The 24713-nt window shown below is 66.4% G+C and carries 14 protein-coding genes and 2 pseudogenes; 8 read left to right on the top strand and 8 right to left on the bottom strand.

Annotated elements, in window-relative coordinates:
• Nucleotides 1-8: 8 nt before the first annotated feature.
• Nucleotides 9-890, bottom strand: coding sequence for a hypothetical protein (locus tag F6B93_RS14590; protein WP_211695727.1), 882 nt, complete (start codon nucleotides 888-890; stop codon nucleotides 9-11).
• Between the two features lie 548 nt (nucleotides 891-1438).
• Between F6B93_RS14590 and F6B93_RS22980 the strand changes: the two are divergent.
• Together F6B93_RS22980 and F6B93_RS22975 are read left to right on the top strand one after the other, a co-directional pair.
• Nucleotides 1439-1758, top strand: a pseudogene (locus F6B93_RS22980) (helix-turn-helix domain-containing protein); the annotation flags it as partial.
• A 2-nt stretch (nucleotides 1759-1760) separates the two neighbouring features.
• Nucleotides 1761-2172: pseudogene (locus F6B93_RS22975) on the top strand (ATP-binding protein); the annotation flags it as partial.
• A gap of 144 nt (nucleotides 2173-2316) precedes the next feature.
• On the opposite strand, the gene F6B93_RS14575 reads toward F6B93_RS22975, so the two are convergent.
• From F6B93_RS14575 to F6B93_RS23425, 3 genes are all read right to left on the bottom strand, one after another.
• On the bottom strand, nucleotides 2317-3627 hold the full coding sequence (locus tag F6B93_RS14575; RefSeq protein WP_211695725.1) for an MFS transporter: 1311 nt from the start codon (nucleotides 3625-3627) through the stop codon (nucleotides 2317-2319).
• Entirely contained in the window at nucleotides 3624-3872 is a 249-nt protein-coding gene (locus F6B93_RS14570) for a hypothetical protein (protein WP_211695724.1), read from the bottom strand. The genes F6B93_RS14575 and F6B93_RS14570 overlap by 4 nt, the downstream gene beginning before the upstream one ends.
• A gap of 394 nt (nucleotides 3873-4266) precedes the next feature.
• Nucleotides 4267-6342: a PE family protein gene (locus F6B93_RS23425; protein ID WP_211695723.1), complete on the bottom strand. Its 2076-nt coding sequence runs from the start codon at nucleotides 6340-6342 to the stop codon at nucleotides 4267-4269.
• Between the two features lie 96 nt (nucleotides 6343-6438).
• Here F6B93_RS23425 and F6B93_RS23420 point away from each other — a divergent pair, with 96 nt between their 5' ends.
• A complete protein-coding gene (locus F6B93_RS23420) occupies nucleotides 6439-6564 on the top strand; it encodes a hypothetical protein (RefSeq protein WP_281426088.1) in 126 nt (41 codons plus the stop codon).
• Between the two features lie 142 nt (nucleotides 6565-6706).
• Here the strand turns inward: F6B93_RS23420 and F6B93_RS14560 are convergent, their stop codons facing one another.
• A complete protein-coding gene (locus tag F6B93_RS14560; protein WP_246540789.1) occupies nucleotides 6707-7012 on the bottom strand; it encodes a hypothetical protein in 306 nt (101 codons plus the stop codon).
• Between the two features lie 282 nt (nucleotides 7013-7294).
• Here F6B93_RS14560 and F6B93_RS14555 point away from each other — a divergent pair, with 282 nt between their 5' ends.
• On the top strand, nucleotides 7295-8878 hold the full coding sequence (locus tag F6B93_RS14555) for a phospholipase C (RefSeq protein ID WP_425518456.1): 1584 nt from the start codon (nucleotides 7295-7297) through the stop codon (nucleotides 8876-8878).
• A 163-nt stretch (nucleotides 8879-9041) separates the two neighbouring features.
• Nucleotides 9042-9296, top strand: coding sequence for a hypothetical protein (locus tag F6B93_RS14550; RefSeq protein WP_211695721.1), 255 nt, complete (start codon nucleotides 9042-9044; stop codon nucleotides 9294-9296).
• Nucleotides 9297-9351: 55 nt separating this feature from the next.
• Here F6B93_RS14550 and F6B93_RS14545 read toward each other — a convergent pair.
• A protein-coding gene (locus tag F6B93_RS14545; protein WP_211699507.1) for an IS3 family transposase occupies nucleotides 9352-10466 on the bottom strand; the annotation gives its coding sequence in 2 pieces (ribosomal slippage) (nucleotides 9352-10199 and nucleotides 10199-10466; 1116 coding nt in all).
• Nucleotides 10467-10892: 426 nt separating this feature from the next.
• Nucleotides 10893-11537, bottom strand: coding sequence for a TetR/AcrR family transcriptional regulator (locus F6B93_RS14540; RefSeq protein WP_211695720.1), 645 nt, complete (start codon nucleotides 11535-11537; stop codon nucleotides 10893-10895).
• Between the two features lie 997 nt (nucleotides 11538-12534).
• Between F6B93_RS14540 and F6B93_RS14535 the strand changes: the two genes are divergently transcribed.
• Nucleotides 12535-18183 (top strand): PPE domain-containing protein, encoded by a 5649-nt coding sequence (locus tag F6B93_RS14535; protein ID WP_425518555.1) that lies wholly within the window; start codon nucleotides 12535-12537, stop codon nucleotides 18181-18183.
• A gap of 89 nt (nucleotides 18184-18272) precedes the next feature.
• On the opposite strand, the gene F6B93_RS14530 is transcribed toward F6B93_RS14535, so the two are convergent.
• Nucleotides 18273-20873: a PE family protein gene (locus F6B93_RS14530; protein WP_211695718.1), complete on the bottom strand. Its 2601-nt coding sequence runs from the start codon at nucleotides 20871-20873 to the stop codon at nucleotides 18273-18275.
• Nucleotides 20874-21154: 281 nt separating this feature from the next.
• Between F6B93_RS14530 and F6B93_RS14525 the strand changes: the two genes are divergently transcribed.
• A complete protein-coding gene (locus F6B93_RS14525) occupies nucleotides 21155-21559 on the top strand; it encodes a SpoIIAA family protein (protein ID WP_246540788.1) in 405 nt (134 codons plus the stop codon).
• 432 nt (nucleotides 21560-21991) lie between these two features.
• On the top strand, nucleotides 21992-24685 hold the full coding sequence (locus F6B93_RS14520) for a PE family protein (protein ID WP_211695717.1): 2694 nt from the start codon (nucleotides 21992-21994) through the stop codon (nucleotides 24683-24685).
• Nucleotides 24686-24713 lie beyond the last annotated feature (28 nt).

The following is a 24713-nucleotide window of genomic DNA, read 5'->3' as shown; positions in this document are numbered from 1 at the left end:
ATATCCCTTTACGGCTGCACCTTGCCGGTCTCGAACCAGCCGACCAGAGTCACCGCTAGCAGGACCGCCGATTCGGCTTCATCTTGAGTGACGTCGTCGGGAAGGGATGATTCTGGCAGACCGTCGTGTCGGTCGTGCTGGCCCCACCAAAGCTGCTTCAGGTTGTATAGCAGCACGTCATGTGACGTAACACCATTCGGTTCTTCGCGCAAATGGGGAAGTCGGAATTGACCACCTTGCAGCATGCGACCGATGACCTTGCCCATAGACGGATCGGGGTCTTTGGGTATCACGACGGGGGCGCTGGCGGCCTCAACGGCCTTAACCGCGAGCCGGTACGCCTGCGAAGGATTTGGGTTGATACCGAAGGCAGCTTCCCAGGCCTCAGCTAGGCGCTTTCCGCCCTTACCGCGTTGGACGATCGCCGCGGTCGCATCGGTGACGCCAGCCGGGAGTCGCTTTACGAGACCAGATTTGCCGGCGCGCGTGCTGACTCGCCAGCCTGAACCTGCTTCAACGAGTATTTGTTCGAGAATGTCGAGATAGGCATGACGTACGGGCAGGTCTGACATCAGGAAATCAACAAACGCCAGAAGGGCAGCAGGGCCAAGTTGGTCATACCTTTCCCGCAACGCGCCTGGGCCGCTGTTTACGTTGTGATCCTCCAGATGCGGCAGCGTCACGTGAAGCACGCGCTCGGCCTGCCGTATGCGCGGGGCGTCGAACGATCCTTCTCCGCCGTAGCTATTCCGGCGGAGAAGGATGCCCGCGATCCACTTCCAGAGTGACTCTTGAAACCAATCGGGTATCTCGGTCCACGGCGCGGTAAATGTCACGGCCTCGTCGCCCTCAATGCCAAGGGGCAGCCAGTGCTCGTCGGTAGGCGTCATCGTGCTGTGCTTTCTCGGTGGAGCCACAAGGCACCGTCCGTATGTTCGAATAATTGGTCTCCATGCTAAGTGTGGGGGCCGACTCAAATGGGGCATGACACCCGGACCGCATCCCAAATACGCGGTCAGGTTCTGCTTTAATAGCTTGCTTAATGTGGCATGCGGGACCCGTGGTCCGGTTGGTGCTGTTGGGGCCTGGCAGCCGTACCCCTCCTGGATCGGCGCGCAACAGGGCGCGCTGAGCCTGCCGGACGATGAGTTCCGGCGGGTTGGAGATGATAACGATGGCCACCATCAAGAAGACGGTGAAGGTCCTGCCCGGCCAGACCAAGAAGGTAAGACTGGCGATGTGGGGTGGACGATCAAGCGCGGGCGGTAATCCTGCGTTTGACAGGGCAGCCCCGGTTCCCTTGGGACCCGGGGCTGTTTCCTTTGCGGATTTGTTGTTGCTGTGGGGTCGTAGCGTGGGTGAATGCCTGCCCTTGACCCTCGCGACCGTGTGCAGCGGTTCGTCCTGCGTGCCCGCAAGATGATGGCGCACTCCCTAGATGAGGGAGTTGAGCGTGGCTGAGCAGCGGTATCAGGCCGTGATGTCGGTGATTGCCGATGGTTTGTCGATTTCGCAGGTCGCCGAGAAGTCTGGGGTGTTGCGCCAGGCGCTGCACACTCGGTTGGCGCGGTACGAGGCAGAGGGCCTAGATGGGTTGGTGGATCGGTCGCATCGACCAGTGTCGTGTCCTCATCAGATGCCGGTGCAGGTCGAGGCCGAGCTGTTGGAGTTGCGTCGGTCGCGCCCGTATTGGGGGCCGGGCGGTTGGTGTTCGAACTATCCACACGCAATGTGGCACCGTTGCTGTCGGAATCGGCGGCCTAGCGGGCACACCCGGCACTGGCAAACCCCACCTCAGTCTGGGCTTGGCGCGAGCAGCCGCCCATTCCGGCTACCGGACCTATTTCGCCGCCGCGGCCGATCTGGCCGCCCGCGCCACCGCGCCGCGATCGAAGGACGCTGGGCCTCCACCACGCGGTTCTACGCCGGACCCACCGCCCTGGTCATCGCTAACTGGGGTATCTGCCGTTGCCGGCCGAGGTGGCCTCAGCACTGTTTCCGGTTGTCTACCAACGATATTTGAAGACTTCAGTCGTCATCACCACCAACTTAGGCGTCGGAGCACGGGGAGGAATCCTCGGCGACGCCGCTGTAGCCGCAGACATGCCCGACCGACCCCTGCACCGCCCGATGGTCATCAGCCTCGACGGCGGGTCCTGCTACCTACGTGACCGCCCCCGCCGCCGAAACCCCGCGCCACCAGCAGCACCCTTAGACACATACACTGACCCCCGCTCACCGGTGGGGAATTTCAACGAGCACGCCTGGGGAATTTCGTTGAGCGCCATCAACAACGGCGGGGAAGCTTCTGCATCGTCACCAAGTGCCGCGGGACTGGCTCGCCCGCCGTCGCACGACCGACATGGCCGTGCCGAACACCGCCCATCCGAGCGCGAAACCGCCGGCCACCAGCCACAGCAGCAGCCGCTCGGAATCCGCGTGCCACAGCGGAATCATCAGCAGCCCGGCGGCCACAAAAGAGACGTTGTAGAGCACGTCGTAGACCGCGAATATCCGACCGCGCACCGCGTCCGGGGCGTTCCCACCGACCAGCGCGTCGACCGAGATCTTCAAGACTTGGAATGCGAAGGCGACCACGCCGACGCAGGCGACCAGCACGGCCACCGAGCCGATTAGTCCGCCGATGAATGCCGCGGCGGCGGCAGGCAAGAATGAGAGGGGCACGAGCGCTGTCGCCGAGTAGCGACGCGCCAACGGCGGCGCGAGCGCACTCCCGGCGAATGCGGCGAATCCCGTTGCCGCCAGAGCGACCCCGTAGCCGGAGATTTCCAGCTGGTAGCGGGAGTCGGCCATGAGCACCAAGACAACGAAGCCGGCGCCCAGAAGCACTCGATGGCCCGCGACAGCAAGCAGCGGCCAACGGATCTCCGCGGTGCTCGCCGCCACCCGCAACCCGTCGGCGAGCTCCTTGGCGACGCGGCGCACCTGGGAGAGCACCTCGCCCCGTTGCTTGCTGCCCACGTACGGGAGCCGGGTGAACACCAGCGCCGCGCCGAGGTAAAGGACTGTGGCGATGGCGAATCCGGCCGCCGTGGACCGTCCGACGATCAGCGAACCGCCGACCGCACCCAGAAACTGTGAACTTAGTCCCAACACCGACGAAACGGCGTTGCCGGTGACCAGATCGGCGCGGGGCACCGTTCGGGGCAGCGCGGCGCCTTTGGCGGCCATGACGAACCGCGATGACGAAAGCAAGATGAGGACCCCGATGTAGGCCGCGATCGTCGATTGGGCTATCACGGTGAGGATGGCCAGCATGGTCAGCGAGGCCCGCACAGCCGAGACGACCACCAGCGTGCGGCGGCGATCCAAGCGGTCGATCAAGATGCCCGCGAACGGCCCGACCAAACTGAACGGCAGCAAGGTCACCGCCAGCACCGCGGCGATTCGCGCCGGAGTTGCGCCCTGGGCCACGTCGAACAACACGAACTGCGCGAACGTGATCTGAGCGAGTCCGTCGGCGAGCTGCCCGAGGCATTGGCCCCCGACCAGCGGCCCCAACGGCCCTCGCAGCAGCTTGCGAGCCCCGCGCCAGCCGCGGCCACCGGCCACAGTCTGCTGCCCGGCTGCAGGTGCAGCGAGCGTGGGTAGGGTAGCGGGGTTCACAGCGCGTCTCCCGCTGTTCTACGAGGCAGCAACAACTGGCCAGATTCGTTGCCAGTGCCAATCCCCAAGGTAAGCCACGAGTCATACGATTCGCCGCCATCGTCACAGGAAAGCGGGACCACTCCCCGCTGCGGCATATCGGTCGCTGCCGGCTGCGCCAACGCGGCTCCAGCACCGACATCGCTACGGCCGGCTAAAGCCACGCTGACGGTGACGGCCTTACCTGTGTTGACGGGTTGTTTCACGATGCGCTCATTCCATCTCGCCAAACCGCGACCGGGTATCGCGTCCGACGTTCAGGTTGCTTGGCTTATGTGATTCCTAGAGGAGACGATCGTGAGGCGGTCCTCATGTTGACCGGACCCGGTGAATTGGACTACGAGGTGCGGTCAGGACGAAATCCGCGGAATTCGGATCTGATCTCGTGTTCCTCGCGTGAAGGAGATTCGGCTCAGACGGGGAGGTCGTCCCGGGTCTCGTAGAAATCTGAGGTGACGAACCGCCCCGGCATGTGAGCTGGCCGTGTGGATGGTCGCGGAGATCAGCGAGGCGGTTGGTGTTCGAACTGTCGTAGCGCAAGGTGGCACCGTTGTCTTCCGGATCGGCGGTGTGTCGCGCTGTGGTGCGGATGGGTGGTGTCTAGGCGGCCGGTCCGCCGTCACCGCCCCCGCCGCCGAGGCCACCCATGCCGCCGACCGCGCTGCCACCGAGAATGCCTGTATCGCCGGGGCCGCCGCTGCCCGTACCGCCGTCACCGCCGTCACCGCCGCTACCGCCCTGACTGGTGCCGGCGTTGGCGCCGCCGTCGCCGCCATTGCCGCCCGCCGCGCCGTCGCGGCCAGCCCCAGTGGTGCTGGCGCCCCCGTCGCCGCCGTCCCCGCCGCGACCGCCGACACTGAAGAAGCCGGCGTTGTCGCCGCCATTGCCGCCACCGCTGGCGGCGCCGGCGGCCCCGCCGGCCCCGGTGATGCTGTCGCCGCCATCACCACCGTCACCGCCGTCACCGCCGATGCTGTCGCCGGCGTTGTTGTCGCGGCCATCCGCGGCGAGGCCGCCATTGCCGCCGTCACCGCCGTCACCGCCAATGCTGTCGCCGCCGTCACCGCCAGAACCGCCGCTACCGCCCTGGCTACCGCCGGCGCTGCCGCCGGCGCTGACGCCGGCGGTACCGCCGTTGCCGCCCGCCCCGCCGTTGCCCCCGGTACCGGTGGTGCCGGAGCCGCCGTCACCGCCGTCCCCGCCAGGAGCGCCGACACTGAAGTCGCCGGCGTTGTCGCCGCCGTTGCCGCCGATGCCGCCGCGACCGCCGATGCCGCCGTCACCGCTGAGTGTGCCCCCGTCGCCGCCGTTGCCGCCGTGACCGCCGCGACTGCCGATACTGCTGAAGGGGGTGTTGTCCGGGCCGTGAGCGCCGGCGCCGCCGATACCGCCGGCCCCACCGTCGCCGACGACGCCGCCGTTACCGCCGTTGCCGCCATCACCGCCGTTGATGGCGTTGACGAGGCTATCGGCGCCGTGGCCGCCGTTGCCGCCGTTACCGCCGGAAGTGGGAGTCTGCCCAGCTGGGCCGTCGGCACCGACAACGGCAGCGCCGGTCCCGCCGATGCCGCCAGCCCCGGGGTCGCCACCGTCGCCGCCGTCGCCGCCGCGACCACCGTTGACGACGATATTGCCATCGGCGCCGCGACCGCCGGTACCGCCGACGCCGCCGGAGCCACCCGCGCCGCCATCACCGAAGAGCAGCCCACCGTTGCCGCCGGCCCCACCGGTCCCTCCGTTGGCGCCGTTAGTGCCAGCTGCTCCCGGCGCCATTCCGTCAGTGCCGGCGGCGCCGGTCGCGCCGGCTCCGCCAGCCCCGCCGTTGCCGATCAGCCCGGCGGCAGTGCCGCCGGTGCCGCCGGTGCCCGCCAGGGCGCCGGTACCGCCGGTGCCGCCGGTGCCGCCATTGCCGTAGAACAACCCACCGCTGCCGCCAACCCCGCCGACCCCACCGAGGGAAGCACCGCCGGCACCGCCGATCCCACCGATCCCGCCATGGCCGAACAACCCCACCGCCGCGCCGCCGGCCCCACCGACCCCGCCCCCGCCGCCGGTGCCCACGCCCCCGAGTCCGCCGACGCCGCCGTTGCCCAGCAGCCAGCCGCCAGCCCCACCGGCACCCCCGGCCAGGCCGGTGACGCCGGAACCGCCGGCCCCGCCACGACCGCCATTGCCGATCAACCCCGCAGCCCCGCCGGCCCCGCCGGTCTGGCCGGGTGCCCCGGATCCGCCGTTGCCGCCGTTGCCGATGAGCAGCCCGCCGGCCCCGCCGTTGGCTCCGGTCCCGGCCGTCCCGCTAGTACCGTCGCCGATCAACGGGCGCCCCAACAACGCCTGCGCAGGCGCGTTGATCGCCCCCAGCACACCTCGTTCAAAAGCCTGCAACGGCGACGCGCTAGCCGCCTCAGCCCCGTCATAGGCGCCCGCGGCGCTCGTGAGGGCCCGCACGAACTGGGCATGAAACGCCGCCGTCTGAGCGCTGAGCGCCTGGTAGGCCTCGCCGTGGACGGAAAACAACGCGGCGATAGCCGCTGACACCTCGTCCTCGGCGGCGGCCACGAGGGCGCTCGTCTGGGCCACCGCCGCCGCATTGGCCGCGCTCAGCGTCGAGCCAACACCCGCCAAGTCCGCCGCCGCTGCACCCATGACTTCGGGCATAGCAATCACGAACGACACAGCACACCTCCCACACGTACGTCCCAGCCGGCCAACGTCCCAGCGAGGTCCTGGCACACGAAGCTGTCGGTAGACCATACACTAGACATCAACTGAATGGTCTATTTAAGGGACAATACGATCACCCGCGGTGACATCACCACCACCGCGCTGGGAATCGAAAAGACCGGACACTGGAGTCGCAAGGCGTTTGTGGCGCAACGATCCGGTGTCTCCGATTGAGGGCTTTACCTCACCGCAGCGGCGTAGGCCAGCGGCCGGCAGCTAGGCGCTGGCGGAGCTGGGGTGGGCCATCGCGTGAATCTCTGTGGTGAAACGACCGGGAATCACGCTGAAGTCCGCCGGGAGCTAGCAGTTGGTGGACCTATTCGCATCCAATTCCGTTACCGTCTCGATCGAGACCGTAGATGTCGCGCCCGACCACAGTTACCGGACCCGAAACGTAGGCCGGACCGTTGCCGCTGCCTCCAGCGCAATCGACATCACTGGCGATCGGGACGCAGGCGCCCGAGTAGTTGGGGTCGCAGGATGAATCCGGCGCTTGCGGTATGGGCGCCGCATAGGGAAGCGATAGGTGCACAGGCGACATATCGCCGGGATCGGCGTTAGCTGCCGGAGCGAAGCTGAGCCCAATGGCGAATCCGATTGACGCCACTATCAATGGCCTCATAGTGGCACATTGTAGCTCAACTATTTGCCGTATTTGCCCGGCCAACGCAATCTCCCGGCTTTGCAGGATTGCACCGCCCGGGGCATTACACGACGCCTGTGGAGTAACGGTTGTCGCCGCTGTATGTGCGTGGTCGTCGGCGGCTCATCGCCCCGCTCAGTCCGCTCGGCGCGGGTGTCTGTGACCGACGCACTTCTCTTGGCGGCTAGCACCAAAATCCGGGCGCGACACACCGGCCAGGTTTGGATGCTGATCGCCTCCGCAAATATAGCGTCGACCGCAATGTCCAACAGGAAGGACAGGGTGGTGAGCAAACACCCAGTCGACGGCATGTCGCGGCGAGAGTTCATGGCGAAGGTCGCGGCCGCAACCAGCGCTGGCGCCATGATGTCGTTGGCCGGTCCGGTGATCGAAAAGGCCTACGGCGCTGGCCCGTGTGGTGGCCACTTGACCGACATCGAGCACTTCGTGTTCATGCTGCAGGAGAACCGGTCGTTTGATCACTACTTCGGTTCGCTCTCGGGCGTTGACGGGTTCGACAGCGGGTCGCCACTTTTTGCCCAGGCCGGTTGGAACCCTGAGACACAGTCGGTTGACCCCGCCGGCGTCACCATCCCGTATCGGTTCGACACCACCCGCGGCCCACTGATTAACGGCGCGTGTGTCAACGATCCCGGCCACCAATGGATCGACATGCACCGGGCATTTAACAATGGCGCCAACGACAATTGGTTGCCCGCGCAGGCCCAAGCGCAAACGTTGCAGGGCAACATCCCGGTGACGATGGGTTTCTACACGCGTCAAGACCAACCGATCCACTATCTGCTAGCCGACACGTTCACCCTGTGCGACGCCTACCACTGTTCGCTGATCGGCGGGACCTCGCCGAATCGGCTGTACTGGATGAGTGCCTGGATCGATCCCGACGGTGTCGACGGTGGTCCACTGCTGATAGACCCCACCATCCAACCGCAGGGCAACTTCACTTGGCGCACCATGCCGGACAACCTCAGCGATGCCGGCATCACGTGGAAGGTGTACCAAAACAAGCTTCTCGGCGCACTCAACAACACAGTCCTCGGCTACAACGGGATGCTTGTTGATTTCCAACAGGCCCAAAATCCGCGCTCCGAGATGGCCCGGCGGGGCATAGCCCCGAGCTATCCCTTTAACTTCGCCGCCGATGTCCTCGCCAACAGGCTGCCCCAGGTTTCCTGGGTACTGCCCGGTTTTCAGGTATCCGAACATCCGTCATTGCCGATAACACCGGCATTCGGCGGCACCGCGATCGTCAACATCCTCCGCATATTGCTGTCCAATCCCGCGGTGTGGGAAAAGACCGCGCTGATCGTCAGCTTTGACGAAAACGGAGGTTTCTTTGACCACGTCATACCGCCTACTGCGCCGCCGGGAACTCCCGGCGAGTTCGTCACGGTGCCCGATATCGACAGCGTCACCGGTTCCGGCGGCATCCGTGGGCCGATTGGTCTGGGCTATCGCGTCCCCTGCTTTATCATTTCGCCATTCAGCCGCGGCCCGCTGTTGGTCAGTGACACTTTCGACCACACCTCGCAGCTGCGGTTGCTCGAGACACGGTTCGGTGTGCCAGTTCCCAACCTGACCGCTTGGCGAAGAGGTGTGACCGGCGATATGACGTCAACCTTCAACTTCGCCGCGCCGCCGAACGCGTCCACACCGTTTCTCAACCACCCGCTATTGAAGGCGGTGCCGCAACAGGTGCAATGCGTCCCCGACACCGCAACAACCCTTGCGAAGCTGACTCCTCCTTATCGGGTGCCGTTCCCGCAGGTAATGCCCACGCAGGAGACCACACCCGTGCGCGGAACTCCCAGCGGTCCGTGCTGAATCCGCAAGCCACCATTAATCACCCGCGCACGAATCGGACCGCGAATCTGGGTCTGGCAGTAGCTCCCAACGACTCATAGCGACTGGACCATCGAAACGGGTCCCGCAGCCGAAGCAGCGTCTCTGGGAGTTCCGCGAGCTGGCCCGTGCGACGATCTCGCCCGTGGCACCTCTCGACTCAGCGCCGACCGACGAACACCCTCCAACCCCGCTCAGCCTGGCCTGCAACGCCGTGCGGCGCGTCAACGCCGACGAACTCGACCCCGCCGAAACGGTTGCCTACGCAAAGGCCTACGCGCTGCATGCCCTCGCCGCGACGATCTCCGAACAGACCGATGAGGTCACCTACGAAGTCGACCGAATAGCCGGCGAACGCGGCCCCACCCGCGAACTGCGCGCCATTGATCTGGCCTTCTGACCCGATAACTGTATGGCGCAGCCCCCGAAGGGATTTCCCCGCAGATTGTGTCGGCTTATTGCTGGGCACACTTTGCGGCGTAGCGGGCAGGTGGTAAGTGGCCGAGCACGGCATGGCGTCGGTGGTGGTTGTAGTTGTGCTTCCAATCGTTGATGAGCATCCGGGCCTGATTCAGTGACCAGAAGCTGTTGGAGTTGAGGCACTCATCGCGTATGCGTGAGTTGAACCATTCGATGTAGCCGTCGCGCCACGGCGCCCCGGGCGGGACGAAGCGCAGACTTGATTGTCCCCGGGACCATTGTGCCATTGCCGCGCTGGCCAATTCGGGACCGTTGTGACAGCGCAACACTTCCGGATGAGTTCCACGGCCGGCTTTGAGCCTTTCGAGCACGGAGACAATGGCTTCGGTGGTGATGCTGTATGCGATCAGTCCTCCGAGGCATTCGCGGGTGTGCTCATCGACGATGGACATGATCCTGATCGGTCGTCCGTCGATGGTGGTCCCGAATTGGAAACCCACTGCCCACACGCGGTTGGGCCTGTCGGCGTGCGTCGCCGCGGGCGCCATCGAGCCGTCTTGGCCATTGCGACGACGGTGTTGCGAGACCCGCAACCCCTCTTCGCGCCAAAGTCGTTGAATCTTCTTGTGATTGACCAACCAGCCTTCAGCAACGGCATCGCGATACGCTGGCCGGAACCCACGTCCTGGATGCTTCTTCGCGTAGCTGCGCAGCCAATCTCGCAACGCCGCATCGGGATCCGGCGTCGTGGCTGCAGGCTGGTATCGCTGAGTAGCGCGGGGCTGCCCGGTAACCCGGCACGCGAACCGCTCACTGACCCCCAGCGCGCACTGGAGATGTTGAACGGCCGCCCGCCGACGTTCCGGGCCTAGAAGTTTCCCTTCGCGATCTCCTTTAGCGCGATCATCTCCAACTCGGCATCGGCGAGCCGACGCGTGAGTCTGGCGTTTTCTCGCTCAAGGTCTTTGAGCCGTTTGGCGTCATCAGCTTTCAAGCCACCAAACTGGTTGCGCCAGCGGTAATACGTCGCCTCCGAGACGCCCAGCTCGCGGCAGACCGCTGCGGTTCCCATGCCTTTGGCCAACAGCCGATCGGCCGTCGCCAATTTGCGCATAATCTGCTCCGGGCTGTGCCGCTTCCGCGTCGTCATGATGTTGTCGAGCCTCCATGCTGACGCGTGGCTGCTGGTCTGCATCGGATCGATGGGGCCTGCGTCTGTGAGTGTGCTGTTGTCGTCAATGAGTGTGTTGTGGTCCACTATGGACACCATCCAATCGAGAAATATTGTTGAGAGCCGGCATCGTGAATGTGCCTGCTAATGGGAGGATTTGGGGGTGTTAGCCATGTCGTCGGTGAGGCCTACACCGCAGCGCGAGCCACCGCGAGCGGCGTTGCCGTCTTCGACATTTGCCCCGGTCTGGCTAGTGGCCACGGTATGGCGGTCTTCGGGGCGGCATGGTGGTGAGAATGGCGCCCAGGTGGCCGGTGTCGGGGCAGTAGGTATGTCGCCAGCACCGTTGTTGGTGGGGCCAGCGGTGGGTGTCGAGGATGTCCGTGGACAGCGCGGAGTGGGTATTCATCGCGTGCCTGTCTGATGCCACTGTTGAGCGGCTCCGGCCCATCGGGCGTGTTGAAAGCGGAGGCCGTCGATGACGGTGTTGAACGCCGCAGCGATGCGCTCGTTGTCACCGGTGGCAAGCAGGTCGAATTGAAGCCCTCGGATTTGCGCAAACAACAGCGTTGCGAAGTTGTCGGCCTCGTGGTGGGGGCACCCGGCCTTAAGGGCGTGGTCGCGAATGATTTCGATCCATCCGGTGACCATGCGATCAAGGAACGCGCGGTACTCGACCGGGTCTTGCACCGCTTGGCCGTAGACCTCGAAGACCAGGCGCGTCCGGCGGTCAGTCTCGGGCTGCGTCGATCGCAGCAACAGCTTCTGCACGATCGACTCGATGTCATCAGCATCGAAGTGATCGGGCACCGCCAACCGCGAGCCAATCGCGCCGAAGATTTCGCCTAGCAGTTCGTCCTTTGTGCCGAAGTGGTGGCGCAGGGTGACATGCGATACGCCCACGGCCGCAGCAAGTGCGCGAAACGACATTCCGTTGATGCCGTTCTCCAACAGATGAGCCATGGCTGCGTCGAGGATTTCGGCGCGCCGGTTCTGGTACCGCAGCCGCCGGCCGTCCACACGCTGGCTGTCGCCATTGCTGGAGTTCATCGCGCTCGCCTTCACTGCCCTAATCCGTCAGGGAAACTAGATCTACCAGTTGGTATATCAAGCTCTGCAAACTATCTCTACCAGATGGTAGATCTACTTGTCAACGGGATCGTCAAACCGGCCACACCCAGGGCTTCAACCAGCTCAATGTGGCCTGTCCTGCTGCCCACGGGCCCGAGATTCAACGCATGATCGCTGGGTCGCGCACCGACCATCTCGGTCCATCTGAGGTCAAGGGAATCGGGTCGGACACCGTTGCCCCACCCCCCGTGCCGCCCCGATCGCGGCCAGCGATCGCGACCGCCGCGACCCCGAGGCCCATCGACGAACGGCCGGGCAAGATACACACTGGCGGTCAACAGGCGGGGCTACGACGCGCTCGGGCGTGTAGTCATGGGATCCGACGCGGCAGGGGAGAGAAGGCCAAGCCGGACGCCATTGGCGGCGTGCGGGGCTACCTGTCCTACGAGGTTTCCCAGTTTGCTCATCGGTCGCGCCATTGCTAGGACGCGAATGCGCGGCGCCGCAGCGAGCAAACTGCGGGTCCACCATCGAGATTGCGGCTCCGCCGCCCCTTCTGGGGACGATTACCTGCCCGCTCGTGCGTGTTCTGCCTTTGTCGACCGCGACCCGTTGATCGTTAGTACCGTTGCTGCCCTGACGAACTGGAGGTTCACCCCCGCGCCGGAGCAGTTGGCACGTGAAATCGGTGCAGTGTTCAATGGCCACGACCTCGAACTTCGCTGCGGGCGCCATTCGGCCGAGCTGGCAAATCTTGAAACGCCGGGATGTAATCGTCAGATCAGATCCCTATCAACGACAACCCGGCTCTAATAGCGGCTGGACTCACTATTGGGGATCAGCCCGCGAAGCGCCCGATCTGCGCGGCGCCGCCGACATAGCATCCCAGGCGAGATCCCCGATTTCCGCCTCCGTCCCAGTCGCCTCGCGGTCGACGCGCGGCGTCGAAAGGAGCTCGAGCGTGCCAAATTTCGCGATGCTGCCACCGGAGATCAATTCATTGCTGATGTTCACGGGTGCGGGATCGGCACCCATGCTGGACGCGGCCACGGCCTGGGATGGGCTAGCCGCAGAGGTGGGGACCGCGGCGTCGTCGTTTTCATCGGTGACATCGGAGTTGGCGGGTCAGGCGTGGCAGGGTGCGGCCTCGGCGGCGATGTTGGCCGCGGCCGCGCCCTATGCGCAGTATCTGGCCACCGCCGCGGCCAAGGCCGTGGAGGCGGCCGGGCAGGCGCGTGCGGCGGTGAGTGTGTTTGAGGCTGCGCGTGCGGCGACGATTGATCCGTTGGCGGTGGTGGCGAATCGGAACTCGTTGGTGCAGTTGGTGGTGTCGAACGTCTTTGGGCAGAACGCGCCGGCGATCGCCGCGGTTGAGGGCATTTATGAGGAGATGTGGGCGGCCGACGTGGCGGCCATGGCCGGGTATCACGCCGGGGCGTCGGCGGCGGTGGCTTCGCTTCCCGGGTTGGCTTTGCCGCCGGGTTTGCAGCAGTTCTTGGCGGGCCTGCCGAATCTGGGTAACGGGAATTTGGGTAACGCCAATATCGGCAACGGCAATATCGGGTTCGGCAACCTGGGGTTCGGCAACAGTGGTGAGTTCAACAGTGGGCTCACCCCGGGGTTGCCGGGTAACAACAACATTGGTGGGGGCAACAACGGCAACAGCAATGTGGGTGGCGGCAACATCGGTGATTTCAACTTCGGGTTCGGTAACCATGGTGTCGGTAATGTCGGGTTCGGCAACGCCGGCCCGGTGGATCTGTCCAGTGGGAGTCTGTTTGGTTTTTCGGTGGCGCCGGGCGATAACAACATGGGTATCGGTAATACCGGCAACAACAACGTCGGGTTGGGCAACCTCGGGGATGGCAACTTCGGTGGCGGTAACACCGGCAACGCCAACATCGGTGCCGGTAACACCGGCAACAACAACTTCGGGTTCGGCAACACCGGCAGCAACAACATCGGGATCGGGCTGTCCGGTGACAATCAGGTGGGGATCAACCTGGCCGGGTTGTTGAATTCGGGCAGCGGCAACATCGGTTTCGGCAACTCGGGCACCAACAACATCGGGTTCTTCAACTCTGGTGACGGCAATATCGGTGCCTTCAGCGCGGGGACGAATACGGTGTTCCCGGGTCAGATCAATAGTTTCGGGTTCGGCAACTCCGGTGTCGGCAATCTGGGCTTCGGCAACGCCGGTGCCGGCAACTTCGGGTTCGGGAACTCGGGGTTGTTGGATACCGGTTTCGGTAATGCGGGTTCGCTCAATACCGGCGGGTTCAATGGCAATAACGTCAACACCGGGTTTTTCAACTCCGGTGGGGCCAACACCGGGTTCGGTAACGGTGGTCATGTCAACACCGGGATCGGCAACGCGGGCAATGTGAACACCGGTTTCGGGTTCACCACCAGTGCCGGTGCGGTCGGTATTGGTGCCACCGCCAGTTCGGGGTTCTTCAACACCGGGGGCGGGATGTCGGGAGTGGGTAACTCCGGGGCGACCGCCCACAGTATCTCCGGGTTTTTCAACTCCGCCGCCGGTGCGTTGGATAACGGAGTGACCTCAGGCTTGTTCAACACCGGGGTGACCGCGGCGATCGGGGCCTTCCCCAGCGGGGAACTCAGCGGGTTTAACACCGGCTTGTTCAACACCGGCACCGGCAACTCGGGCCTGTTCAGCCTCGGCCAACTCGTCATCCAATCCGGCACCGCCGCAGCCGCCGCCCACCTACCCGCCCTGCCCGCCCTGGCTTTGCCCCCGGGCCTGCAACAGGTCCTGGCCGACCTGCCGAATCTGGGTAACGGGAATTTGGGTAACGCCAATATCGGCAACGGCAATATCGGGTTCGGCAACCTGGGGTTCGGCAACAGTGGTGAGTTCAACAGTGGGCTCACCCCGGGGCTGCCGGGTAACAACAACATTGGTGGGGGCAACAACGGCAACAGCAATGTGGGTGGCGGCAACATCGGTGATTTCAACTTCGGGTTCGGTAACCATGGTGTCGGTAATGTCGGGTTCGGCAACGCCGGCCCGGTGGATCTGTCCAGTGGGAGTCTGTTTGGTTTTTCGGTGGCGCCGGGCGATAACAACATGGGTATCGGTAACACCGGCAACAACAACGTCGGGTTGGGCAACCTCGGGGATGGCAACTTCGGTGGCGGTAACACCGGCAACGCCAACATCGGTGCCGGCAACACCGGCAACAACAACTTCGGGTTCGGCAACACCGGCAGCAACAACATCGGGATCGGGCTGACCGGTGACAATCAGGTGGGGATCAACCTGGCCGGGTTGTTGAATTCGGGCAGCGGCAACATCGGTTTCGGCAACTCGGGCACCAACAACATCGGGTTCTTCAACTCTGGTGACGGCAATATCGGTGCCTTCAGCGCGGGGACGAATACGGTGTTCCCGGGTCAGATCAACAGTTTCGGGTTCGGCAACTCCGGTGTCGGCAATCTGGGCTTCGGCAACGCCGGTGCCGGCAACTTCGGGTTCGGGAACTCGGGGTTGTTGGATACCGGTTTCGGTAATGCGGGTTCGCTCAATACCGGCGGGTTCAATGGCAATAACGTCAACACCGGGTTTTTCAACTCCGGTGGGGCCAACACCGGGTTCGGTAACGGTGGTCATGTCAACACCGGGATCGGCAACGCGGGCAATGTGAACACCGGTTTCGGGTTCACCACCAGTGCCGGTGCGGTCGGTATTGGTGCCACGGCCAGTTCGGGGTTCTTCAACACCGGGGGCGGGATGTCGGGAGTGGGTAACTCCGGGGCGACCGCCCACAGTATCTCCGGGTTTTTCAACTCCGCCGCCGGTGCGTTGGATAACGGAGTGACCTCAGGCTTGTTCAACACCGGGGTGACCGCGGCGATCGGGGCCTTCCCCAGCGGGGAACTCAGCGGGTTTAACACCGGCTTGTTCAACACCGGCACCGGCAACTCGGGCCTGTTCAGCCTCGGCCAACTCGTCATCCAATCCGGCACCGCCGCAGCCGCCGCCCACCTACCCGCCCTGCCCGCCCTGGCTTTGCCCCCGGGCCTGCAGCAGGTCCTGGCCGACCTGCCGAATCTGGGTAACGGGAATTTGGGTAACGCCAATATCGGCAACGGCAATATCGGGTTCGGCAACCTGGGGTTCGGCAACAGTGGTGAGTTCAACAGTGGGCTCACCCCGGGGTTGCCGGGTAACAACAACATTGGTGGGGGCAACAACGGCAACAGCAATGTGGGTGGCGGCAACATCGGTGATTTCAACTTCGGGTTCGGTAACCATGGTGTCGGTAATGTCGGGTTCGGCAACGCCGGCCCGGTGGATCTGTCCAGTGGGAGTCTGTTTGGTTTTTCGGTGGCGCCGGGCGATAACAACATGGGTATCGGTAACACCGGCAACAACAACGTCGGGTTGGGCAACCTCGGGGATGGCAACTTCGGTGGCGGTAACACCGGCAACGCCAACATCGGTGCCGGCAACACCGGCAACAACAACTTCGGGTTCGGCAACACCGGCAGCAACAACATCGGGATCGGGCTGTCCGGTGACAATCAGGTGGGGATCAACCTGGCCGGGTTGTTGAATTCGGGCAGCGGCAACATCGGTTTCGGCAACTCCGGCACCAACAACATCGGGTTCTTCAACTCTGGTGACGGCAATATCGGTGCCTTCAGCGCGGGGACGAATACGGTGTTCCCGGGCCAGATCAATAGTTTCGGGTTCGGCAACTCCGGTGTCGGCAATCTGGGCTTCGGCAACGCCGGTGCCGGCAACTTCGGGTTCGGGAACTCGGGGTTGTTGGATACCGGTTTCGGTAATGCGGGCTCGCTCAATACCGGCGGGTTCAATGGCAATAACGTCAACACCGGGTTTTTCAACTCCGGTGGGGCCAACACCGGGTTCGGTAACGGTGGTCATGTCAACACCGGGATCGGCAACGCGGGCAATGTGAACACCGGTTTCGGGTTCACCACCAGTGCCGGTGCGGTCGGTATTGGTGCCACCGCCAGTTCGGGGTTCTTCAACACCGGGGGCGGGATGTCGGGAGTGGGTAACTCCGGGGCGACCGCCCACAGTATCTCCGGGTTTTTCAACTCCGCCGCCGGTGCGTTGGATAACGGAGTGACCTCAGGCTTGTTCAACACCGGGGTGACCGCGGCGATCGGGGCCTTCCCCAGCGGGGAACTCAGCGGGTTTAACACCGGCTTGTTCAACACCGGCACCGGCAACTCGGGCCTGTTCAGCCTCGGCCAACTCGTCATCCAATCCGGCACCGCCGCAGCCGCCGCCCACCTACCCGCCCTGCCCGCCCTGGCTTTGCCCCCGGGCCTGCAGCAGGTCCTGGCCGACCTGCCGAATCTGGGTAACGGGAATTTGGGTAACGCCAATATCGGCAACGGCAATATCGGGTTCGGCAACCTGGGGTTCGGCAACAGTGGTGAGTTCAACAGTGGGCTCACCCCGGGGTTGCCGGGTAACAACAACATTGGTGGGGGCAACAACGGCAACAGCAATGTGGGTGGCGGCAACATCGGTGATTTCAACTTCGGGTTCGGTAACCATGGTGTCGGTAATGTCGGGTTCGGCAACGCCGGCCCGGTGGATCTGTCCAGTGGGAGTCTGTTCGGTTTTTCGGTGGCGCCGGGCGATAACAACATGGGTATCGGTAACACCGGCAACAACAACGTCGGGTTGGGCAACCTCGGGGATGGCAACTTCGGTGGCGGTAACACCGGCAACGCCAACATCGGTGCCGGTAACACCGGCAACAACAACTTCGGGTTCGGCAACACCGGCAGCAACAACATCGGGATCGGGCTGTCCGGTGACAATCAGGTGGGGATCAACCTGGCCGGGTTGTTGAATTCGGGCAGCGGCAACATCGGTTTCGGCAACTCCGGCACCAACAACATCGGGTTCTTCAACTCTGGTGACGGCAATATCGGTGCCTTCAGCGCGGGGACGAATACGGTGTTCCCGGGCCAGATCAACAGTTTCGGGTTCGGCAACTCCGGTGTCGGCAATCTGGGCTTCGGCAACGCCGGTGCCGGCAACTTCGGGTTCGGGAACTCGGGGTTGTTGGATACCGGTTTCGGTAATGCGGGCTCGCTCAATACCGGCGGGTTCAATGGCAATAACGTCAACACCGGGTTTTTCAACTCCGGTGGGGCCAACACCGGGTTCGGTAACGGTGGTCATGTCAACACCGGGATCGGCAACGCGGGCAATGTGAACACCGGTTTCGGGTTCACCACCAGTGCCGGTGCGGTCGGTATTGGTGCCACCGCCAGTTCGGGGTTCTTCAACACCGGGGGCGGGATGTCGGGAGTGGGTAACTCCGGGGCGACCGCCCACAGTATCTCCGGGTTTTTCAACTCCGCCGCCGGTGCGTTGGATAACGGAGTGACCTCAGGCTTGTTCAACACCGGGGTGACCGCGGCGATCGGGGCCTTCCCCAGCGGTGCCCTCAGCGGGTTTAACACCGGCTTGTTCAACACCGGCACCGGCAACTCGGGCCTGTTCAGCCTCGGCCAACTCGTCATCCAATCCGGCACCGCCGCAGCCGCCGCCCACCTACCCGCCCTGAGCCTGCTCCCGGGCTTCGCCGCTGCGGCCAAGCAACAGTAACGTCGGCCGGCCTCTGGCACACGGTAGTAACCACGGGGCCTCGTGGAGACTGCCACTAGCGAGCGGATCGCGTAGCGAGTGTTCCGCGGCTACGCCGACCCGTTGAGTCCGTTTTGACCGAACAACAGCCCGCCGGTGCCGCCGGTGCCAGGGCTGCCAGCGGGTGTGCCGGTCCCGGCGTTGCCGCCGTTGCCGCCGTTGCCGACCAGAACCGCATTGCCGCCAGCACCACCGTCCCCGCCGTCGCCGGGGGCACCGCTGACACCCGCTTCGCCGCCGGCGCCGCCGGCCCCGCCATTGCCCAAGAGTTGTCCGCCGGCGCCGCCGGCCCCGCCGGCCCCTCCGTCGTCGGAAACGCCGATTCCGCCGGCACCGCCGGCACCGCCGCCGCCCAGCAGGCCGGCGTTGCCACCCGTGCCGCCGGTGCCGCCGCCCCCGCCCAGGCTGAGGCCGAACCCGCCGCGCCCACCGGCCCCGCCGCTGGAGAACAGCAGCCCAGCGTTGCCGCCGCTCCCGCCGGTCCCGCCGACGGAGCCGGGCGCACCGTCGCCGCCACCGCCGCCGCTGCCGAACAGCAGGCCGGCGTTGCCGCCCGCCCCGCCGTCTGCGCCGTTGATCCCGGATTCAAAGCTCAATCCGCCAGCTCCGCCGGCCCCGCCGGCTCCGCCAAGCTGTCCGGCATCGCCGCCGGTCCCACCGACGCCCCCGGTGTCGCCGACTCCGCCGTTCCCGCCGGCCCCGCCGCCCGCGCCGACCAGCCCACCGAACAACCCGCCGCCACCACCGGCACCACCGGCACCACCGGCACTGGTGGCACCGGCGAGCCCGGCACTGCCGCCGGCACCGCCGCCCCCACCGGCGCCCAGCAACCCACCGCTGCCACCGGCCCCGCCGGCGCCGGCGGTGTCAGCCAGCGAAAACCCGCCGAAACCGCCGACCCCGCCGTCGCCCAACAGCCACCCACCGGCACCCCCGGCCCCACCGGAGCCCCCGTCGCCGACGGCCGAGCTCGCGCCGGCCCCGCCGGCCCCGCCGGTGCCCAACAGCCCAGCCGCCCCGCCGGCACCGCCCGCCAGACCGGTACCCGCGGCACCGGATCCACCGGCTCCGCCGTCGCCGAGCAGCCAACCCCCGGGGGAACCGGCGGCCCCGCTGCCGGCAGCCCCCGGGGTGCCGTTGGCGATCAGCGGGCGCCCCGTCAATGCCTGGATCGGCGCATTGATCGCGGTCAGCGCGTCTTGCCGCACGATGTGCACGGGCGAGGCGCTCGCCGGCGCGTTGAAGCCATCCAGGCCCAACAGCAGCCCGCTGATTCCGCCGGCACCGTTGTCGCCCACGGACGGGCCGGTGCCGCCGATGCCGCCGTTGCCGCCATTGCCGATCAACACAGCGTCGCCGCCGGCCCCGCCGGCACCGCCGGTCGCTGCGCCCTCGCCACCCGATCCGCCGGCCCCGCCATTGCCGATCAGCAGCCCGGCCCTGCCGCCAATTCCGCCGACACCGCCGTTGCCGGTATTGCCGAACCCGCCGGCCCCGCCCATTCCGCCATTACCGAGCCAGACTGCGCTACCACCAGCCCCACCGGCCCCGCCGCCGCCTTCGCCAGACCCGCCGGCACCGCCGGCGCCAGCACTGCCGAACAGCAGCCCGGCATCCCCGCCGGCCCCGCCAGTGCCGCCGTCGAAGCTCAGGCTGCCACCTCCGGTGCCACCCGCCCCGCCGCTGCCGAACAGCAACCCGCCGTCACCGCCCGCTCCGCCGGCCCCGCCGTCGCCTGCCGCGCCGACGCCGCCGGCCCCACCAGCACCGCCAGACCCGGCTAGCAATCCGGCGCTGCCCCCGGCACCGCCGGCACCCCCGATTCGGCCGAGGCCGCCGTCGCCGCCATCACCGCCACTGGCGCCGACAAGCCCGGCCAGCAGCCCGCCGGCCCCGCCAGCACCGCCGGCCCCGCCAGCCAGGGCGGCACCGGAGCCCTCACCGCCGGCCCCGCCGATCCCACCCGCACCCAGCAGGCCGCCGGCGCCGCCGATCCCGCCCGCACCCGCGGTCGAACCGGCGGTAATCGCGACCCCGCCGACCCCGCCGGACCCACCGTTGCCCAACAGCCACCCCCCGGCCCCACCGGCGCCCCCAGCCCCGCCACTACCGGTCGAAGAACTCCCGCCAGCACCGCCAGCGCCGCCGGCACCGATCAGCCCGGCAGCCCCACCGGCGCCGCCGGGCATACCCGCCGCGCCGGACCCGCCGGCCCCGCCGTTACCCAGCAACCAGCCGCCCGGTGCGCCCGCTGCGCCGGTACCCGGCGCGCCGTTGGCGCCATTGCCGATCAACGGGCGCCCGGTCAGTGCCTGAACGGGGGCATTGATGGCGTTGAGCAGACCCTGCGCACTGGCCAGCGGTGCAGCGTTGGCGGCTTCAGCGCTGGCGTAGGCGACCGCACCGGCGGTCAGCGCCTGCACAAACTCGGCATGAAAGGACGCCACGCGCGCGCTGAGCTGCTGGTAGCTCTGGGCGTGCTGGGAAAACACTGCCGCGATCGCCGACGACACCTCATCCTCGGCCGCAGCGACGATCTCGGTCGTCTGTGTCGCCGCGGCCGCATCAGCAGCGCGAAGCGTCGAGCCGATCCTGGCCAAATCGGTTGCCCCTGACCAGACCAGCTCGGGCACCGCAATGACAAACGACATCTGGAACCTCCCAAACCGGCCAAGAACAACCGGCTAGCGCCTAATCGCCAGAACTAAGGCAATTTTGCATAAAATTGGCATCGGTGTAGCGAAATCCAAGAATTGGACGAGCGCCCACGTTCGTTGGTGGCCGCATTAGCCGGAGCTTGGCGGGCGCATCTCCCTGGGCATTTTTTTGAGGGGCTTGCTATTGCTTGAGCCCGCGAGAGGCGGGTCGCCAGCGCTATCCGTCTGAGTGACCTTCGGCTCTACCGCCGCCGTTCAGGCAACGTCGATGATCGATGTTGTTGGTCATTATTGTTATGGAGGACATGATGATTGAGGCGCTTACCGGCTTCCCCGACAACGTAGCTGCCTTCGCCTGTCACGGCCATGTGACAAAGGATGACTACGAAACGGTCTTGATTCCCGACATCGAGGAGCGCCTGAATCGCCACAAGAAAGTGCGGATTTACTACGAGGTAGGCCCCGATTTTGACGGCGTGGGTCCCGGCGCAGTCTGGGATGACGCCAAGCTTGGCTTCAGCCATCTCATGAGCTGGGAACGTTTTGCGGTTGTCACCGATGTCGACTGGATGGCGCGTTCCATCAAGCTTTTTGGATTTCTCATGCCCGCGAAACTGCGCACGTTCTCCACCGCCGATGCGGGCGAGGCGCGGGAATGGATTGGCCAAACGCAAGAATAGGCTCGACAAACAGCACCCGGCGTAGCGGTGCCTGGCTAGGCAACGCCGGTGGTGACGTGGTGGCCCGGCTGGCAGCCGCTTCGACGCTGTGGCTATCGGAGTTTGCTCGCGACCGTGGCAGATCCATCTGGTACCCGTCGCGCGGTGTTCGCGGCCAACGTCGGTGTGCGGTGCGCGCTGACGTTGAAACATCGCTGCCCGCGTTGGCCGGATCTCTTTGACGTGGGTAATTACGGTCACGACAGCTGTGCATGGCCGTAATTATCGCGTCAATTGAATTGTGGTCATGTTTAGCCGGATTGGTCGATCTGGCGACGGGATAGCGCTACGGTGCGGTTGCTGGGACTGTGCCGTGCTGGCGTGGGCAAGCGCCGACTCGGCGGTGCGCGGGGACCGGCCGTTGGAAATTAGGCATCGTGTGAGGAGACGGTGATGTCCTTCGTGGTGGCTTCTCCGGAAATGGTGGCGGCGGCGGCCTCGGATTTGGCCAGCATCGCTTCGACGATCAACGCGGCTAATGGGGCCGCGGCGATTCCGACGACCGGAGTGCTGGCCGCCGGTGTCGACGAGGTGTCGGCGGCCATCGCGGCGCTGTTTGATGCTCACGGTCAGGCATATCAGGTGATTAGCGCGCAGGCGGCGGCGTTTCATCAGCAGTTCGTGCAGGCCATGACGGCCGGCGCGGGAGCCTATGCCAGTGCCGAGGCTGCTAACGCTTTGCCGATGGCGGCTGCGCTGGATGTGGTGAACGGGCCTGTGCAGGCGTTGCTAGGACGTCCGTTGATTGGTGATGGTGCCGATGGCGCTCCGGGACAGCCCGGTGGTGCCGGCGGGTTGCTCTACGGCAATGGCGGCAATGGTGGTAACGGTGTCGCGGGCCAAGCTGGTGGTGTGGGCGGGGCCGCGGGATTGATCGGCAACGGTGGCAATGGCGGGATCGGCGGGACCGGCGCCATCGGCTTGCCCGGCGGCGCTGGTGGGGCCGGCGGGTGGCTACTCGGCAACGGCGGTACCGGCGGGATCGGCGGACAGGGCACCGCAGGCGCCGGCGGGCTCGGCGGGGCCGGCGGCGCCGCTGTCGGGCTGTTCGGCCATGGCGGGACCGGTGGGATCGGCGGACAGGGCGCCGCCGGTGCCGGTGCGGCCGGTGGGGTTGGCGGCGTCGGCGGGTTCTTGTATGGCAACGGCGGTGACGGCGGCAACACGCTGGTGGGTAGCGACGGCGCCGGAGCGGGTGGCGATGCTCGGCTGATCGGCGACGGCGGCAACGGCGGCTACCAAGGCAGCAATGGCACCGGCGGCAACGGCGGCAACGGCGGGTGGCTATTCGGCAACGGCGGCGACGGCGGCGCAGCCAATCTTTTGAGCACGGGCGGTAACGGCGGCAGTGCCGGGCTGTTCGGCAACGGCGGTGATGGCGGCTGGGGCGGCTCCAACAGCGTCGGCGGCACCGGTGGGGCCGGCGGGACGCTGATCGGCAACGGCGGCAACGGCGGCAACAGTGTGTTCACCACCGGTAGCGGCGGGACCGGCGGTAACGGTGGCGCCGCTGTGGGGTTGATCGGCAGCGGCGGTGACGGCGGGACCGGCGCGGTCGGCTTTGCCGGTGCCACCGGTGGCAACGGCGGCAATGGCGGCAACGGCGCCACGCTGTTCGGTAACGGCGGGGCCGGGGGATCCGGCGGCTCCAGCGCCGGCGTGGGCGGCACCGGTGGAAACGGCGGTACGGCCGCGCTGATCGGCAACGGTGGTAGCGGCGGCGCCGCCGGCGTGGCCGTTTCACCCAGCGCGGGCGGTAACGGCGGCAACGCCCAGCTGATCGGCAACGGCGGTATCGGCGGGCTCGGCGACTCCGGTGGCACCAACGGCACCAACGGCACTCGCGGAACGCTGCTGGGGGATCCACTTGACGTGGTGAATGCGCCCACCGAGGCGCTGTTGGGTCGCCCGTTGATCGGCGACGGCGCCGATGGGGCGCCCGGACAAGCCGGTGAGGCCGGCGGCTTGCTCTACGGCGACGGCGGCAACGGTGGTAACGGTGCGCCCGGCCAAGCGGGCGGGGCTGGTGGGGCTGCAGGATTGATCGGCAACGGCGGCAACGGCGGAATCGGCGGGCCCGATTTCAACGGCCACCCCGGTGGGGCCGGTGGAGCCGGCGGGTGGCTGTTCGGCAATGGCGGTGCTGGCGGCATCGGCGGGCTAGGCACCGCGGGCGCCCCGGGGGTCGGCGGGGTCGGCGGCGCCGCTGTCGGGCTGTTCGGCCATGGTGGGGCTGGCGGGGCGAGCGGGTTCGGCCAAATCCCGGGCGCTGGTGCCGGTGGGGATGGCGGCGTCGGCGGGTTGTTGTACGGCAACGGCGGTGACGGTGGCATCAACTATTTCGCCAGCGGTGGGACGGCGGGGGCCGGTGGTGATGCTCGGCTGATCGGCCAGGGCGGTAGCGGCGGCTTCTTCGGCGGCAACATCGCTGGCGGCGGGGGGACGGCCGGTAACGGCGGCAACGGCGGGTGGCTGCTCGGCAACGGCGGCGACGGCGGTGCCGCCGACGATGCGGGCACCGCCGGTAACGGCGGCAACGCCGGGTTCTTGGGCAACGGCGGTGCTGGCGGCTGGGGCGGGACTGACAGCGACGGTGGGGCCGGTGGGGCCGGCGGGACGCTGATCGGCGACGGCGGTGATGGTGGCGACAGCGTGCGAACAACCGGCAACGGCGGGACCGGCGGCAGTGGCGGCAGCGCGGTCGGGCTGATCGGCAGCGGCGGCAACGGTGGGGCCGGCGCGGCCGGCACTGGTGGTGCTGGCGCCGCCGGCGGCACCGGCGGCAATGGCGGCAACGGCGCCATGCTGTTCGGCCACGGCGGGGCAGGCGGATCCGGCGGGTCCAGCGATCTCGCCGCCGGCGGCACTGGCGGTAACGGCGGTAGGGCCGCGCAGGTGGGCGACGGCGGTACCGGCGGCGCCGCCGGAGTCAGTGCCGTCGCCGTGGCCGGCACCGGCGGTAACGGTGGCAATGCCGTGTTGATCGGCAACGGCGGCAACGGTGGGCCTGGCGACTCCGGCGGGCCCGGCGGCACTGGCGGCACCGGCGGCACACTGTTCGGCCAGAACGGATCCAACGGCGCATAGGCGGCCGTCGGGGCCACTTGCCTTCGTA

This window comes from Mycobacterium spongiae (assembly GCF_018278905.1).
In the GTDB taxonomy this organism is placed as follows: Bacteria; Actinomycetota; Actinomycetes; order Mycobacteriales; family Mycobacteriaceae; genus Mycobacterium; species Mycobacterium spongiae.
This window is presented reverse-complemented; position numbering and strand designations above follow the sequence as displayed.

What these genes read in the sequence shown, in the direction of transcription:
- F6B93_RS14555 (WP_425518456.1), top strand. Translation starts at nt 7,295, where the DNA reads ATGTCCAACAGGAAGGACAGGGTGGTGAGCAAACACCCAGTCGACGGC.
- F6B93_RS14560 (WP_246540789.1), bottom strand. Translation starts at nt 7,012, where the DNA reads ATGAGGCCATTGATAGTGGCGTCAATCGGATTCGCCATTGGGCTCAGC.
- F6B93_RS14535 (WP_425518555.1), top strand. Translation starts at nt 12,535, where the DNA reads ATGCTGCCACCGGAGATCAATTCATTGCTGATGTTCACGGGTGCGGGA.
- F6B93_RS14530 (WP_211695718.1), bottom strand. Translation starts at nt 20,873, where the DNA reads ATGTCGTTTGTCATTGCGGTGCCCGAGCTGGTCTGGTCAGGGGCAACC.
- F6B93_RS14520 (WP_211695717.1), top strand. Translation starts at nt 21,992, where the DNA reads ATGTCCTTCGTGGTGGCTTCTCCGGAAATGGTGGCGGCGGCGGCCTCG.
- F6B93_RS14590 (WP_211695727.1), bottom strand. Translation starts at nt 890, where the DNA reads ATGACGCCTACCGACGAGCACTGGCTGCCCCTTGGCATTGAGGGCGAC.
- F6B93_RS14540 (WP_211695720.1), bottom strand. Translation starts at nt 11,537, where the DNA reads ATGAACTCCAGCAATGGCGACAGCCAGCGTGTGGACGGCCGGCGGCTG.
- F6B93_RS14525 (WP_246540788.1), top strand. Translation starts at nt 21,155, where the DNA reads ATGTTGTTGGTCATTATTGTTATGGAGGACATGATGATTGAGGCGCTT.
- F6B93_RS23420 (WP_281426088.1), top strand. Translation starts at nt 6,439, where the DNA reads ATGGTCTATTTAAGGGACAATACGATCACCCGCGGTGACATCACCACC.